Source organism: Sneathiella litorea (assembly GCF_009882915.1).
In the GTDB taxonomy this organism is placed as follows: domain Bacteria; phylum Pseudomonadota; class Alphaproteobacteria; order Sneathiellales; family Sneathiellaceae; genus Sneathiella; species Sneathiella litorea.
Window position 1 is genome coordinate 286728 of record NZ_WTUW01000009.1, and the last position, 14404, is coordinate 301131.

Annotated in this window: 14 protein-coding genes; 4 read left to right on the plus strand and 10 right to left on the minus strand. The window is 59.0% G+C overall.

The window, feature by feature from the left end:
• The first annotated feature begins 104 nt into the window (after nucleotides 1–104).
• Both GQE98_RS15355 and GQE98_RS18490 read left to right on the plus strand, forming a co-directional pair.
• Nucleotides 105–3575, plus strand: a complete 3471-nt coding sequence (locus GQE98_RS15355) for an indolepyruvate ferredoxin oxidoreductase family protein (protein ID WP_161316592.1) — start codon at nucleotides 105–107, stop codon at nucleotides 3573–3575.
• 16 nt (nucleotides 3576–3591) lie between these two features.
• Complete coding sequence (locus GQE98_RS18490; protein ID WP_161316593.1) at nucleotides 3592–3822, plus strand: DUF1272 domain-containing protein; 231 nt, start codon at nucleotides 3592–3594, stop codon at nucleotides 3820–3822.
• Here the strand turns inward: GQE98_RS18490 and GQE98_RS15365 are convergent, their stop codons facing one another.
• Complete coding sequence (locus tag GQE98_RS15365; protein ID WP_161316594.1) at nucleotides 3823–4143, minus strand: hypothetical protein; 321 nt, start codon at nucleotides 4141–4143, stop codon at nucleotides 3823–3825.
• A 230-nt stretch (nucleotides 4144–4373) separates the two neighbouring features.
• Between GQE98_RS15365 and GQE98_RS15370 the strand changes: the two genes are divergently transcribed.
• A complete protein-coding gene (locus tag GQE98_RS15370) occupies nucleotides 4374–4970 on the plus strand; it encodes a HupE/UreJ family protein (RefSeq protein ID WP_202526339.1) in 597 nt (198 codons plus the stop codon).
• A gap of 92 nt (nucleotides 4971–5062) precedes the next feature.
• On the opposite strand, the gene GQE98_RS15375 is transcribed toward GQE98_RS15370, so the two are convergent.
• The 4 genes from GQE98_RS15375 to GQE98_RS15390 form a co-directional block, all read right to left on the minus strand.
• Entirely contained in the window at nucleotides 5063–5365 is a 303-nt protein-coding gene (locus GQE98_RS15375; protein ID WP_161316595.1) for a DUF2312 domain-containing protein, read from the minus strand.
• A 122-nt stretch (nucleotides 5366–5487) separates the two neighbouring features.
• Nucleotides 5488–5781, minus strand: a complete 294-nt coding sequence (locus GQE98_RS15380; protein WP_161316596.1) for a DUF1244 domain-containing protein — start codon at nucleotides 5779–5781, stop codon at nucleotides 5488–5490.
• 30 nt (nucleotides 5782–5811) lie between these two features.
• Nucleotides 5812–6951, minus strand: a complete 1140-nt coding sequence (locus GQE98_RS15385) for a carboxylate-amine ligase (protein WP_161317362.1) — start codon at nucleotides 6949–6951, stop codon at nucleotides 5812–5814.
• 2 nt (nucleotides 6952–6953) lie between these two features.
• A complete protein-coding gene (locus GQE98_RS15390; protein WP_161316597.1) occupies nucleotides 6954–7730 on the minus strand; it encodes an N-formylglutamate amidohydrolase in 777 nt (258 codons plus the stop codon).
• 278 nt (nucleotides 7731–8008) lie between these two features.
• Here GQE98_RS15390 and pyk point away from each other — a divergent pair, with 278 nt between their 5' ends.
• Nucleotides 8009–9430: a pyruvate kinase gene (gene pyk / locus GQE98_RS15395; RefSeq protein ID WP_161316598.1), complete on the plus strand. Its 1422-nt coding sequence runs from the start codon at nucleotides 8009–8011 to the stop codon at nucleotides 9428–9430.
• A 15-nt stretch (nucleotides 9431–9445) separates the two neighbouring features.
• Here the strand turns inward: pyk and GQE98_RS15400 are convergent, their stop codons facing one another.
• The 5 genes from GQE98_RS15400 to ykgO form a co-directional block, all read right to left on the minus strand.
• Entirely contained in the window at nucleotides 9446–10003 is a 558-nt protein-coding gene (locus tag GQE98_RS15400) for a tetratricopeptide repeat protein (protein ID WP_161316599.1), read from the minus strand.
• Nucleotides 10004–10072: 69 nt separating this feature from the next.
• A complete protein-coding gene (gene glcF / locus GQE98_RS15405; RefSeq protein WP_161316600.1) occupies nucleotides 10073–11374 on the minus strand; it encodes a glycolate oxidase subunit GlcF in 1302 nt (433 codons plus the stop codon).
• A gap of 1 nt (nucleotide 11375) precedes the next feature.
• Nucleotides 11376–12614: an FAD-binding protein gene (locus GQE98_RS15410; RefSeq protein WP_161316601.1), complete on the minus strand. Its 1239-nt coding sequence runs from the start codon at nucleotides 12612–12614 to the stop codon at nucleotides 11376–11378.
• A gap of 6 nt (nucleotides 12615–12620) precedes the next feature.
• Nucleotides 12621–14111: an FAD-linked oxidase C-terminal domain-containing protein gene (locus tag GQE98_RS15415; protein WP_161316602.1), complete on the minus strand. Its 1491-nt coding sequence runs from the start codon at nucleotides 14109–14111 to the stop codon at nucleotides 12621–12623.
• 137 nt (nucleotides 14112–14248) lie between these two features.
• A complete protein-coding gene (gene ykgO, locus GQE98_RS15420; RefSeq protein WP_161316603.1) occupies nucleotides 14249–14374 on the minus strand; it encodes a type B 50S ribosomal protein L36 in 126 nt (41 codons plus the stop codon).
• Nucleotides 14375–14404 lie beyond the last annotated feature (30 nt).

Sequence of the window (14404 nt, forward strand, 5' to 3'; positions counted from 1 at the left end):
GAAAAAATATTTAAGTCAGCATTATTGACCTTTTTTGCCTTTCATGATAAACTCCTTATATCATTCAAAGTAACCGTCTTTTTCTAATGGGAGTGAGGCAAGAGATGACGTTAGCCAATGTGTCGCTGGATGACAAATATACGCTCGAAGAGGGCCGTGTATTCCTGACCGGTATTCAGGCGCTGGTGCGCCTGCCGCTAATGCAGAAGGAGCGCGACCGCGCGGCCGGGTTGAATACGGCGGGATTTATCTCAGGCTATCGCGGCTCTCCGCTCGCGGGTTATGACCAGTCTCTCTGGAAAGCCTCCAAAATTCTCAAAGAAAATGACATCGAGTTTGAACCGGGCGTCAATGAGGACCTCGCGGCAACAGCCGTCTGGGGCAGCCAGCAGCTTAATTTGTTTAAAGGCGCGCGCTATGACGGCGTGTTTGGGCTGTGGTACGGCAAGGGTCCGGGCGTTGACCGGACCGGCGACGTCTTCCGCCATGCAAATAGCGCCGGCACCTCAAAATATGGCGGGGTTCTCGCGCTTGCGGGTGATGACCACGGCATTGTCTCCTCCTCTATCGCGCATCAGAGCGAGCATAGCTTTGCTGGCTGGATGATGCCGGTGCTGCATCCCGCCAATGTGCAGGAGATTCTCGATTATGGCATGCTCGGCTTTGAAATGTCGCGCTTCTCCGGTCTCTGGATCGGTTTCAAATGTATCTCCGAGACGGTGGAGGGTGGCGCCTCCGTCTATGTCTCCCCGACCCGCGGTAATTTCATCCGCCCGAATATCGAGATGCCGGAGGGGGGCCTCAATATCCAGCCCCATGACAACCGCTTTGATCAGGAAGTGCGCCTCAACCAGCATAAAATTTACGCCGCCCGCGCCTTCGCCCGGGCCAACAATATCGACCGGGTGACCATGGACAGCCCCAAGCGCCGCTTCGGTATCGTGACGGTCGGCAAATCCTATTATGACGTGCGGCAGGCGCTCCGCGATCTTGGCATTACGGACGAGCTCGCCGCAGATATCGGCCTGACCGTCTACAAGGTCGGTATGCCTTGGCCTTTGGAGCCAGACGGAATCCGCCAGTTCGCCGAAGGGCTTGAGGAAGTGCTGGTGATCGAGGAAAAGCGCGCGGTCATCGAAAACCAGATGAAGGAGCAGCTCTATAACTGGGATACCGGCATTCGCCCGCGTATCCTTGGCAAATTTGACGAGAACAAGAAACCGCTGCAACCCTCCACCGGGGAACTGACCCCGGCCATGGTCGCCCGCGTGATCGCCGCCCGCATCCGTCGCTTCTACACCTCGGACTCGATTGAGAACCGTCTCGCCTTCCTCGACCGCAAGGAAAAGCAGCTCGACGCAAAACCGGCCAAGCTGGTGCGCACCCCGTTCTACTGCTCCGGTTGTCCGCATAACACCTCCACCGTCGTGCCGGAGGGGAGCCGCGCCGTTGCCGGGATTGGCTGTCATTTCATGGTCACCTGGATGAACCGCAACACGGACACTTTTACCCAGATGGGCGGTGAAGGCGTGCCGTGGGTCGGGCAGATGCATTTCACGGACGAGCAGCATATCTTCGCCAACTTGGGCGACGGGACCTATCACCATTCCGGCATTCTCGCGATCCGGCAGGCAGTCGCGGCGAAGGCCAACATGACCTACAAGATTCTCTATAACGACGCTGTCGCCATGACCGGCGGACAATCGCTCGGCGATAACTTCACGCCCTGGCAGATTGCCCAGCAGTTGGAGGGCGAAGGTGTTTCTGTCATCCGCGTGGTGACGGACGAGCCCGAAAAATATCCCGAAGGCACGCCTTGGCCAAAAGGCACGACCATTCATCATCGCGATGACCTCGACAAGATCCAGCGTCACCTGCGGGAGGAAAAGGGCGTCTCCATCCTCATCTATGACCAGACCTGCGCCGCCGAGAAACGGCGCCGCCGCAAGCGCGGTACCTTCCCCGACCCGGCCAAGCGCGTGATTATCAACGATCTCGTCTGTGAAGGCTGCGGCGATTGTTCTGTCAAGTCGAACTGCCTGTCGGTCGAGCCGATCGAGACAGAATTCGGCCGCAAGCGGACCATCAACCAGTCCACCTGCAACAAGGACTATTCCTGCGTCAACGGCTTCTGCCCGAGCTTCGTCACCATCGAGGGTGGTGAGCTGCGCAAGGCCGCCCCCCATGCGGCGGAAAACCCGGCGGACGGTATTCCCATGCCGGCGATGCGGGAGTTGAACGCCCCCTACCGCATCCTGATCACCGGGATCGGCGGCACCGGCGTTGTCACTATCGGCGCGCTTCTCGGTATGGCCGCCCATCTGGAGGACAAGGGCATTTCCGTCCTTGATCAGGCAGGCCTCGCCCAGAAGGGCGGCGCCGTCACCAGCCATGTGCATATCGCTCCGAAACCGGAAGACATCAACGCTGTCCGCATCCCTGCGGGCCGCGCAGACCTTCTCATCGGCTGCGACATGGTTGTCTCGGGCTCCTATGACAGCCTTGCGAAATTCGATGTGAATGTCGCCCATGCGGTGATCAATGCGCATCCCTCCCCGACCATGGATTTCACTCTCAATCCCGACGCGCCCTTCCCGGTGAAGGACACGCTCGATCATATCCGGGAGGCCATCGGCCCCGATCAATGCGACCTGATCGAGGCGAGCGAGATTGCGACCACGCTGCTCGGCGACTCCATCGCCACCAACCTCTTTATGCTGGGCTTTGCCTTCCAGAAAGGGCTGATCCCGCTCACCGAGGAAGCGATCTTGCGCGCAGTGGAACTGAACGGCGTCGCCGTTCCGTTCAACAAGAAGGCGTTCGGCTGGGGCCGCGTGATGGCCCATGATCCGGACCGGGTGCTGAAAGAGGTTGAGGAGTTGAAGGGTCCGAAGTTGCGGACGGCACCGACGGAGGATCTGGAGGAAATGATCTCCCGCCGGGTCGAGTTCCTGACCGGATACCAGAACGCCCGCTACGCCCGTCGCTACAGCGACTTGATTGGCCGTGTCCGCGACCGGGAAAGCGAAGTATTGCCGGGCAGCACGGCCCTCACCGAGGCGGTGGTCCGTTCCTACTTCAAGCTGCTCGCCTATAAGGATGAGTATGAGGTTGCCCGCCTCTACACCGACACCAGCTTCATGAAACGGGTGGAGCGGATGATGGACGGGGATTACCACCTCAAATTCCATCTCGCCCCGCCGCTGTTCGCGAAACGCGACCCGGATACCGGGGAGCTGAAAAAGAAGGAATACGGCCAGTATATGATGAAGGCCTTTGGCTTCCTCGCAAAGTTCAAGGGATTGCGCGGTACCCCACTTGATATCTTCGGCTATCAGGAGGACCGCAAGATCGAGCGTGCGCTGATCAAGGAGTTTGAAAGTATCGTCAATGAGCTTCTCTCCGGCCTGACCGCCGCCAATCACGCCATCGCGGTCGAGATTGCGGCCCTGCCCCAGCAGATCCGCGGCTACGGCCATGTGAAGGACAAGGCGATTACAGTCTATCGCGGCGATCTCGATAACCTGCTCGCCAGCTTCAAGAGCCCCGAGCCACAAAAGCAGGCGGCGGAATAAAGGAAAAGGTGCGACGATGCTGGAGCTGAGGCCCAACTGCGAGACCTGTAACACGGACCTGCCAAATGGCGAGGTCGATGCCTATATCTGCAGCTTTGAATGCACCTTCTGCGAGACTTGCGCGCAGGGGGTACATCAGGCCGTCTGCCCCAATTGCGGCGGGAATTTCACCCACCGTCCCGTTCGACCCGCCGCGCTGATGGAAAAATACCCGCAGAGCACCAGGCGGGTGCTCAAGAAAACATAGTCAGTCGGGAAAGCGGACCCAGTTGGGGCGGCTTTTCGGGCTGGAATTACTGGACGGGGTAGCCTTCGCGCTGTCCCGCTGTTCGCGAAATAGCGGCTCAAGGCCACCTCCAAGCGCGCGGATCAAATGCGCCGCCTCCATATTGAGGGCGATTTTCTCCTCCGGACCATCCGCCGCATCCTCATGGCGGCGCGCGGCGGAAACCAGCAGACGACGTGCCTCCTCCGCCGTGAACAGGCCGGACAGCACACATTGCTGCAACATCAGCTCGGAGATGGTGAGGGCCGCAAAGCCCGCCGCATCTGTGGAAAATTTCGTCATGGCTCCTAACCACCTGTGGATTTATAACAGGCTCTTTATGCACTTAATTATTGCACCCTCGAATACAAGAGGCAGCAATCCGTGACAGGCCGGCTGCGGCGGAGATATATTTCCATATCCGGAGTGACCGAAAATCCTGTCAGGCTTGCAAGCAGGAGACGCCTGCGTTACCGTTGCCGGAAATCCCAAACCTTAGAAACATAATCAAAGAGAAACGGAAAATAAGAGATATGATGTCTAAATCCTTTACAACAGCGATTGCCGTCGCCGCCACCAGTCTTCTGTTGGCCAGTCCAGCCTTCGCCCATACCGGTGCGGGTATTGCCGGAGGGTTCAGCAGCGGTTTTGCCCATCCAGTGTTGGGTTGGGATCACGTTGTTGCCATGGTTGCCGTTGGACTTTGGTGCGCCTTTCTTGGCAAGCCCGGGATCTGGGTCCTGCCTGTCGTTTTCCCGCTCGTGATGGCCTTGGGGGCCCTTCTTGGCTTCATGGGTATCGCTTTTCCCGCTGTTGAGGCCGGCATCGCCGCCTCCGCGATCGTTCTGGGGCTGTTGATTGTCTTTATGGTCCGCCCACCGGTATGGATTGCCGGGGTTGTCGTTGCCTTCTTTGCCATGTTCCATGGTCATGCGCACGGCGCGGAATTGCCGGCGGCGGCCAATGCGGTTGCCTATGGCGTCGGGTTTGTGCTGGCCACGGGTCTTCTGCATCTCTGCGGGATCGGGATTGGAGCGCTTGGCAACTCCCGGGCCGGGAATATCGCCATCCGCATCGGTGGCGGCGCAATCTCCGTCGTTGGTGGGGTGTTCCTGATCGGCGCTGTTTAACACCGTTTCCGCAAGGAAATTAAAGAATCTGGCTGATGCGGTTCATATGGAAACTGCATCAGCCTGTCCTGTCATCGTAAAAACGATTTAGTCTAGAACGCGGCCGCTTCGGCTTCGTTCCCCGCGTCCTCTTCCGCCGGATTTTCCTCGGCGGCCATGCCAAGCGCATGCTTGTACAGGTCAATCATATATTCCTGTTCCTGCACGTCGGCCTTGTCCATCTTGCGAAGGCGGATTACGGCGCGCATGGCCTTCACGTCAAAGCCCGTGCCCTTGGCCTCGGCGAAGATTTCCTTGATATCGTCCGCGATACCCTTTTTCTCTTCTTCCAGACGCTCAATTCTCTCGATATAGGACCGCAAATGATCCGCTGCGACACCGCCGACGTCAGCCATAACTTACCTTCTCCGTGAATATATATATGCGAACTGACCGGAAATATTTCCGGACGGGCTTTCTAGCATTTATGGGCAGGGCAAGTACATGCCTTTCGGCAAATTTTTTGCCCCCGCGCCGTCTAGTGGTCCTTGTGACTCTGTGCAAACGCGGCCTTCTGCTCCGGCGTCGCCTCGTTCTGGTATTTCGCCTTCCATTCGTCAAACGGCATGCCGTAGACAATCTCGCGCGCCTGCATCTTGTCCATCTCGATGCCCTTCTCGTTCGCCGCCTCCATATACCAGTTGGCGAGGCAGTTGCGGCAGAAGCCGCCGAGGTTCATCAGGTCTATATTCTGTACATCGGTGCGTCCGCGCAAGTGATCGCGCAGGCGACGATAGGCCGCGGCTTCAAGTTCCAGTGTTTCCTGGTCCATTTTCTTCTCCCTTTATCAATGCGCCATTGTTTATGAGTCTATGCCGGAAACGGTTTCGTTCAAGACCTGATCGACAACTTTTATCAGTGCTGCCTCCTTGCTGTCCCCAGCCGCAACCGCCGCCCGGTAGCAGGCGATCTGTCGATCGGCAGAAGAGCCGCGGCGGATAATCTCGCGTGCATGCTGCACCTCCGCCTCGCAGCCAAGTGCGGCCGCATCCTCCGCGGTCAGCTCGATAATCTCCTCGATCAGGTCAGCGAGCGGCACCGGCGCGGGAATGCCGAAATCGATCAACTTCCCCTCAACGCCGAAGCGCTGCGCAATCCAGCGGTTCTCCTCCACCAGTGTCTGCGGATAAATGCGCCAGCGCTGGTTATTGCGGCGCAGCCGGTACAGCATGCGAAGGATGCAGGAATAAAGCGCGGCGACGGTCAGCGCATCCTCAAGCAGCGGGCAGACATCGGCAAGCCGCATCTCCAGTGTCGGGAATTTCGCCGACGGACGCATGTCCCACCAGAGCTTCGTGCCATCCTCGATCGTGCCGGCCTCGACCAGCGTATCGACCAGCCGGGTATATTCGCCAAAGCTCTCGAACCGGTCCGGCAGCCCCGTCCGCGGCAGCGCATCGAATACCGTGACACGATAGGATTTGAGGCCGCTCTCCTCCCCCCGCCAGAAGGGCGACGAGGAACTGAGCGCCAGTAAATGCGGCAGGAAATAACTCGCCTGGTTCATCAGGTCGATGCGGAGCTCGGGGTCCTCGATCGCGCAATGCACATGCATCCCGCAGATCATCATCCGCCGTACCGTCGCCTGCAGATCGCGGGCGATCGTATCGTAGCGCTCCTTCGGGGTGTGCTTGAGCTGATGCCAGTCCGCGAAAGGATGGATCGACGCCGCCATCACCCCAAGGCCATGCTTCTTCGCGACCTCCGCCGTGGTACCGCGCAGTTCTTTCAGCGCGTCCCTTGCCTCGGAAATATTACTGCAGATACAGGTGCCGACCTCCAGCTGGGAGCGGAGAAATTCCGGTGTCACCAGATGCTTGGGCAGCCGCTTTTCGCATTCGGCGAGAATATCCTCGCTCGGCTCGATGGCAAGGTCGCGGGTCTCCAGATCGACGAGCAGATACTCCTCCTCAATCCCGATGGTGAAGGTCGGCTCCTTGATACTCATCCTGTCTCTCCCGGTTCATAGGGTTCAAGCGGCCCCAGACGGGTCAACGCATCGGCCATGATGGATGCCCATTTCTCGGCCCCTTGATGGGTGTCGATCAGGTCCTGCCGGATTTCGATGGCGACATTGGGAATACCCCGCTTCATGCCATGTTCATTCATGGTGTAGCCGAGGGGCTCTCGCGCCGAATAGGGCTCGTTATCGCCCACCACGAGGGAACTGTTCTCGCGCAATATCTTCAGCAGCGGCAGGGCAATACGCGGGTCCCTGTCCCACAGCACGCCGATATGCCACGGCCGCTCGAAATCATTCATCACCGGGGTGAAGCTGTGCATGGAGATCAGCAGCGGCACCTCATGCGTCTCTCGCTTCTTCCCGATCAGGTCAGTAATGGCGCCTTGGTAGGGCGTGAAATACGTCTCGACCCGCCGGGATTTCTCCGCCTCGGTCATATCCTGATTTGCCGGGATTTCAACGCCATCGCTGATCACGGGCGTACTTGCCGGATCGTGCGGGTAGCGGTTGGCATCCAGCAGCAGGCGTGAAAAGCGCGCATAGATCGCCGTCGCCTTCAACTTGTCGGACAGCCTGCGGGTCACATCCTCGATCCCGATATCCCAGGCAATATGCCGCGCCAGCACGGAGTGATCAGCCAGGCCCAGATTGTTATAGTCTTCCGGGATATGGCGGCTTGCATGATCGACGGTCAGCAACAGGGCGCTGTCGCTGTCGGGATGCTGAATGTCAAATACGGGTGAAGTGCTGTCTGTCATGGGTCTCAATCATAAATTACGGAACCGGATGATACTATCCCAATCGCGGCGCGACTTACAACGACGGGAATCTGAAAGGTCCAATTTTAGAATAAAGCTGTTGTTTTCTGTTCCTGCCACTGCATTCACACCGCAAAAGGCCTGATGCTATTCAATGTTTGGGGTCCCTTCTATTCCGGCTTGTGAAAAAACCGATAATGCCCCTCACATGAGTGTCATAAAAAGAGTAGTATAAGTCACCATGCATAGAGCAACCTCCAGTAACGAGTAGTAAATCAATGCGACGACTTAGGAAAACAAAGATCATAGCCACCCTCGGCCCGGCAAGCTCCAGCGCCGACAGCATTGAGGCCTTGCATCTGGCAGGTGCGGATGTTTTCCGTCTCAATTTCAGCCATGGCGACCATAAGGATCATGAGGAACGCTATACCGCCATCCGCAAGCTGGAGATGCAGGTTGGCCGTCCTATCGGCATCCTCGCCGACCTGCAGGGTCCGAAAATCCGCATCGGCACTTTCGGCAATGGACCGGTCATGCTGGACAATGGCGCGAAATTCCGCCTTGACCTTGATGATACACCCGGCGACAAGAATCGTGTCTCGCTCCCCCATCCGGCTGTCCTTGAAAGCCTTGAGAATGGCAGCATTCTTCTACTCGATGACGGCAAGCTCAAGCTCACGGTGGTCACGGCGGGCAAGGATTTTGTGGAGTGCGAGGTCACCGTCGGCGGCAAGATTTCCGACCGCAAGGGGGTCAATATCCCGAATGCTCTCGTGCGAATGAGTCCGCTCACCGACAAGGACCGCCGCGATCTCGATTTCGCCCTCAGTCTTGGTGTTGACTGGATTGCGCTGTCCTTCGTGCAGCGGCCCGAGGATATCGCCGAGGTCAAGAAAATCGCTGCCGGGCGCGCCGCCGTCATGGCGAAAATCGAAAAGCCCGCCGCCGTTGAGGCGCTGGACGGAATTATCGACCTTGCCGATGCGATCATGGTGGCACGGGGGGATCTGGGCGTCGAGATGCCCATCCAGGAGGTTCCCTCCATCCAGAAGAAAATCATCGCCCGCGCGCGCGAGGCTGGTAAACCCGTCGTCGTCGCAACGCAGATGCTGGAAAGCATGGTTTCCGCGCCCGTGCCGACCCGCGCCGAGGTGACCGATGTCGCCAACGCCATCTATGACGGAACGGACGCGGTCATGCTCTCGGCGGAGAGTGCCGCGGGAGAGTTCCCGCTGGAAGCGGTCTCAATGATGAGCGATATCGCCGAGGTGACCGAGCGTGACCCCATGTACCGGAGTATTATCGACGCCAAGCATGGCGAGCTGGAGGCAACCACCGCCGATGCGATCAGCGCCGCCGCCTCACAGGTCGCCAGCACCATCGGTGCGGCGGCCATCGTCACCTACACCACCTCCGGCTCCACCGCTTTACGCGCTGCGCGGGAACGCGGGGAAACCTCGGTTCTGGTGCTGACCCCAGCACTCAAGACCGCCCGTATGCTCGCCCTCGTCTGGGGCCTGCATTGCGTTCACACCTCTGACGCCAAGAATTTCGCGGAAATGGTGGATAAGGCATGCAAAATATCCTTTGCCGAAGGCTTCACAAGGCCCGGAGACCGGGTCGTGATCATGGCAGGCGTACCATTTGGCACACCGGGATCAACCAATATCCTGCGTATCGCCTGGGTTGGGGAACAGTAAGTCAGATGTGAAGGATCAGATTCGCTTCTTGTCCCTCTCGACAATAAGCTGGTCGAGCCGCGCCTTCACGCCGGGCATATGGGGGTTGAGGTTGACCGCCTTTTCATAGGCCGAGAGCGCACCCTCCTCAATGTCCTGCAGATCATAAATCTGGCCTAGTCCGGACAGCGCGCCGAAATGGCGGGGTTCCAGCTCCAGCGTCCGGCCGATATCCTCGATCGAGCTGTCATACTCCCCGATCAGGAACAGCACCGTCGCCCGCTTGTTCCATCCTTCGGAGAATTCCGGGTCGACCTTGATAACAGTGGAGAAAAGAGAAAGGGCCTTGCCGAACTCCCCCCGGCTCATATAGCTGATCCCCTGAAGCATCAGGAAATCCACCGTGTCGCTGCCCGAGGTCAGCCAGATTTTCCAGATACTCCCCTCGATCACCTTTGCTTTCTGGAAGTCCTCCGTCTCGGCGAGCTGCTCGAACAGCTCATCCAGCTTCGGGTCATCCTGCCGGGCAAACGCCGGGTTGCCCCAGAAAAGGAGCCCCGCAATCAGGATAAGCTTTAGAATTTGTCGTCCCATACAATAAGTATAGGGCGTTTTGGCGATTTTGGTAACGCCACAAAAATACACAAATTTGTGAGCGGACGCTCAGCCGCCTTTTTGTAACGCAGACGGCTTCGGTCCGCCCGTCACCCAGTCAAGAAGCTCCACCGTATGCACCACGGGAAGGTCCATGCCGGAGGCGATCTGCGCGATACAGCCGATATTGCCCGCCGCGACGAGGTCCGGCGTGGTTTTCGCGATATTTGCGACTTTCCGTGCCTTCAGCTTGGCCGAAAGTTCCGGCTGCAACAGGTTATAGGTGCCCGCAGAGCCGCAGCAGATATGGGATTCCGGGATATCCGCCACCTCAAAGCCCATCTGGGCAAGGAGGTCTTTCGGCTCCTTGCGGATTTGCTGGCCATGCTGGAGCGAGCAGGCGGAATGATAGGCAACCTTCAGCCCGGTTGTCACTTTCGGCGGCGTTAGCTCAATGCGGCTCAAAAATTCCGTGATATCGCAGGCAATCGCGGCGACCTTCCCGGCCTGTTGGGCAAGCTTCTTGTCCTTGTGATGGGCGAACAGTTCGCCGTAATCCTTCACCGTGGTCCCACAGCCGGAGGTGTTAATGATGATGGCGTCCAGCCCGTCCCCCTCCATCTCGCGGTCCCAGGCGCGGATATTGGCCTGAGCGAAGCCTTGCGCGTCCTTCTCTTTCCCCATATGCAGCGGCAGCGCGCCGCAGCAGCCAGCCCCCTTCGGGATGATCACCTCGACCCCGTGGCGGTTGAGCAGGCGGATGGTCGCGTCATTAATCTCGGGCGCGAGCACCTTTTGCGCGCAGCCAGTCATCAGGACAACGCGCATCTTTCGTTTCCCGCCCGCCGGATTAACACGGCGGCTATCCAGGCGGGAGGCAGGCGGCAGCTTTGTCGGCGCCATGTCCAGCATCGCCTTCAACGGCCCGCTAAAGAGATCCTTTGCCGGGCGCGCCAGCTTCGCCCCGAAGAGCGCGAGACGGAACAGCGTGGGGCGCGGCAGCACGATGCCGAGCACACCGCGGAGCAGCCGGTCAAACAGCGGGCGCTTATAGGTTTCCTCGATATAGTCGCGGCCATGCTCCACCAGATGCATGTAATCCACACCCGACGGGCAGGTCGTCATGCAGGACAGACAGGACAGGCAGCGATCGAGATGCTGCACCGTGGAGGCCGGGGCGGGTTCCCCGCTTTCCAGCATCTGCTGCATCAGGTAAATGCGCCCGCGCGGACTGTCGCGCTCATCCCCGAGTTCAAGATAGGTCGGGCAGGTCGCGGTGCAGAAGCCGCAATGGACGCAGTTCCGCAAGATATCGTTAGAGCGGGCGAACTTCGGATCGGCAAGCTGAAGGATGGAAAATTCTGTTTTCATCTCAGCTACTTACCTTCACATCTTCATGTTCGTACATGCGCCCGGGGTTGAGAATGTTTTCCGGATCAAAGCCATCCTTGATGCGCGCATTTATTTTCTGGATGGCCGTCGGCTGCGGCTGGAACGGCGCAATCTTTCCCCGCAAGGCTTCCGATCCGCGAATGAGGGTCGCATGACCTGCCCCGTCAAGCGCGCCCCGGACGAGGCCTTCACCGCCATCCGCCAGCCCGTCGGGCATCTGCACCCAGACAAGACCGCCGCCCCAGTCGAGGAAATAGTCTGCCTCCTCCGCCTTATCGCGAATGGCGGCAATTACTGTTGCGGCATTCGCAGGTGGCAGCGAGACCTTCCAGAGTGGCCGCTCCGACCCTGCAAAGGCGCTCGCATTGCTGACAAAACGCCAGAAGCTTTCCGAATTATGGCCGTGCAATTCCTCCTGCGCGCCCTCCCCCTCGAACATTTCGCGGATGGCGGTGCAACGGAATTCAGCAGACGGGCCCGGCCCCTCTATTTTAAGGGCCAGCACCGACTTTCCCGGACCCCGGATATAGTCAATATCGCATGTGGCGGCGATATCGGCGGGCAGATACGCCGCGGCGGCTATATCATGGACGGAGGATAGCCCCCGGTTCATGATCGGCTGCGCCTTCTCCAGCGGTACATCATAAAGCAGGACCGTTCGGGTCTTTTCCGGGCGTGGCAGCACCTTGAAGGTGAGCGAGGTGGCGATGGCGAGGGTGCCGTAGCTCCCCGCGACCAGCTTGCAAAGGTCATAGCCTGTGACATTTTTCATCACCCGGCTGCCGGTCTGGAACGCTTGCGCGCGGCCGGTGAAGCCCTGAACCCCCAGTAGATGATCACGGGCGCTACCCGCCTTGATGCGCGCGGCACCGGAGAGATTGGCACTGAAAATACCACCAAGTGTCCCCGCCTCCGCGGCTCCGCCGAGCAAGGGCCCGTAATCCGGGGGATCAAAAGCAAGGCGCTGCTCGCTCTGGCGGAGGAGCGACTGGATCTCGGAAACCTTCGTGCCCGCCTTCGCCTTCATCACCAGCTCGGCCGGTTCATACATCTCAACCCCGGTGAGGCCGGAGAGATCAAGCCCCTGCTCTGTCGTGACGGGACGGCCGATCCCGGCCTTGCTGCCCGCGCCCTGGATCGTGAGGCCATGCTTGCCCGCGAGCGCCCAGTCGAGCATATCGGCAATTTGCTGTTCTTCGGTGATTTTACTGATTTGCATATCGGCCTAGAATCTCGGGATGTCGGGGAACGGCAATTCGCCATTGTGAACATGCATCTTGCCCAGCTCGGCGCAGCGATGCAGCACAGGGAAGACTTTCCCCGGGTTAAGCCGCCCATCCGGGTCAAACGCGCATTTAAGCCGCTGCTGCTGCTTGAGGTCCTCTTCCGAGAACATCTCCCCCATCAGGTCGCGCTTCTCGATCCCGACGCCATGTTCGCCGGTCAGCACGCCGCCCACCTCAACACAGAGTTTCAGGATATCCGCGCCAAAGGCTTCGCATTTCTCAAGCTCGCCGGGATTATTCGCATCGAACAGTATCAGCGGATGCAGGTTGCCGTCGCCGGCGTGAAAGACATTGGCGACGCGCAGGCCATACTGTTTCGACAGCTCGTTCATGCGCTTGAGCACCTTCGGGAGCTGGCTGCGCGGGATGGTGCCGTCCATGCACATGTAATCCGGGGAAATACGCCCGACCGCCGGGAAGGCCGCCTTGCGCCCGGCCCAGAAGGTCATGCGTTCCTCTTCGGTCTCGCTGATCCGGCTGACGGTCGCGCCGCAGTCCTTGGCGATGGCGTCAATCTGGGTCTGGTAATGGGCAATCTCGACTTCCGGCCCATCCAGCTCGACAATCAGCAGCGCTTCCACATCCAGCGGGTAACCCGCGTGACAGAATTCCTCCGCCGCGTGAATGGCATAGCGATCCATCATCTCCATGCCCGCCGGAATGATGCCCGCGCCGATGATTTTCCCCACGCAATCGCCCGCCTGCTCGCTGGAGGGAAAACCGATCAACTGCGCGGAGATATGTTCCGGGCTGCGGAGAATGCGTACCGTTACCTCGGTAATCACGCCCAAGAGCCCCTCAGAGCCGGTCATCACGCCGAGGAGGTCATACCCCTCCGCATCGAGATGCTTACCGCCAAGGCGGATGATCTCGCCGTCCATGGTCACCATCTCGATCCCGAGGAGGTTGTGGGTGGTCAGGCCGTATTTCAGGCAATGCACGCCGCCCGAATTCTCCGCCACATTGCCGCCGATGGAGCAGGCAATCTGGCTCGACGGGTCCGGCGCATAGTAAAAGCCGTCGCCCTTCACCGCATCGGTAATAGCGAGGTTGGTGACGCCGGGCTGCGCGACGACACAGCGGTTGTCATAATCGATCTCAAGGATCTTGTTGAACTTGCCAAGGCCGAGCAGTACACCGTCCGCGAGCGGCAGGGCGCCGCCGGAAAGCGAGGTGCCGGCGCCGCGCGGCACTACATTGACCCCTTCGGCCTGGCAATATTTGAGGATATCGGAAATTTCCCGCACAGTGGCGGGCAGGACGGCGATCATGGGAAGCTGGCGATAGGCGCTGAGGCCATCGCATTCAAAAGCGCGCAAATCGTCCTTGTCGTCGATAACACCTTCAGGATCGGCGACGATCCGCCGCAAACCCGCCACCAGCGCATCGCGCTTGGCCAGCACATCGGCGTTCGGTTTTGGCATTAACATGACGGCTCCCCTTTTGGGTTTACTCCCTGATCCCTTGACATAGGGCGGAACGCCGACATGATGCAAACAAAAAAACCGTTAATGCCGGAGCATCACGGTTTTTTCCACATTACAGAACCTTAAGCGTCGAAGGCAGGTTAGCCCTGACGCGCCTTGAAACGGCGGTTGGTTTTGTTGATAACGTAAACGCGACCTTTACGGCGTACCACGCGACAATCGCGATGACGTTTTTTCGCGGACTTGAGCGAGTTCAAGACTTTCATTGTCCAGATCCTAACAACTTGGTGAATTTG

What these genes read in the sequence shown, in the direction of transcription:
- GQE98_RS15380 (WP_161316596.1), bottom strand. Translation starts at nt 5,781, where the DNA reads ATGGACCAGGAAACACTGGAACTTGAAGCCGCGGCCTATCGTCGCCTG.
- GQE98_RS15400 (WP_161316599.1), bottom strand. Translation starts at nt 10,003, where the DNA reads ATGGGACGACAAATTCTAAAGCTTATCCTGATTGCGGGGCTCCTTTTC.
- GQE98_RS15370 (WP_202526339.1), top strand. Translation starts at nt 4,374, where the DNA reads ATGATGTCTAAATCCTTTACAACAGCGATTGCCGTCGCCGCCACCAGT.
- pyk (WP_161316598.1), top strand. Translation starts at nt 8,009, where the DNA reads ATGCGACGACTTAGGAAAACAAAGATCATAGCCACCCTCGGCCCGGCA.
- glcF (WP_161316600.1), bottom strand. Translation starts at nt 11,374, where the DNA reads ATGAAAACAGAATTTTCCATCCTTCAGCTTGCCGATCCGAAGTTCGCC.
- GQE98_RS15375 (WP_161316595.1), bottom strand. Translation starts at nt 5,365, where the DNA reads ATGGCTGACGTCGGCGGTGTCGCAGCGGATCATTTGCGGTCCTATATC.
- GQE98_RS15410 (WP_161316601.1), bottom strand. Translation starts at nt 12,614, where the DNA reads ATGCAAATCAGTAAAATCACCGAAGAACAGCAAATTGCCGATATGCTC.
- GQE98_RS15415 (WP_161316602.1), bottom strand. Translation starts at nt 14,111, where the DNA reads ATGTTAATGCCAAAACCGAACGCCGATGTGCTGGCCAAGCGCGATGCG.
- GQE98_RS18490 (WP_161316593.1), top strand. Translation starts at nt 3,592, where the DNA reads ATGCTGGAGCTGAGGCCCAACTGCGAGACCTGTAACACGGACCTGCCA.
- GQE98_RS15355 (WP_161316592.1), top strand. Translation starts at nt 105, where the DNA reads ATGACGTTAGCCAATGTGTCGCTGGATGACAAATATACGCTCGAAGAG.
- ykgO (WP_161316603.1), bottom strand. Translation starts at nt 14,374, where the DNA reads ATGAAAGTCTTGAACTCGCTCAAGTCCGCGAAAAAACGTCATCGCGAT.
- GQE98_RS15390 (WP_161316597.1), bottom strand. Translation starts at nt 7,730, where the DNA reads ATGACAGACAGCACTTCACCCGTATTTGACATTCAGCATCCCGACAGC.
- GQE98_RS15365 (WP_161316594.1), bottom strand. Translation starts at nt 4,143, where the DNA reads ATGACGAAATTTTCCACAGATGCGGCGGGCTTTGCGGCCCTCACCATC.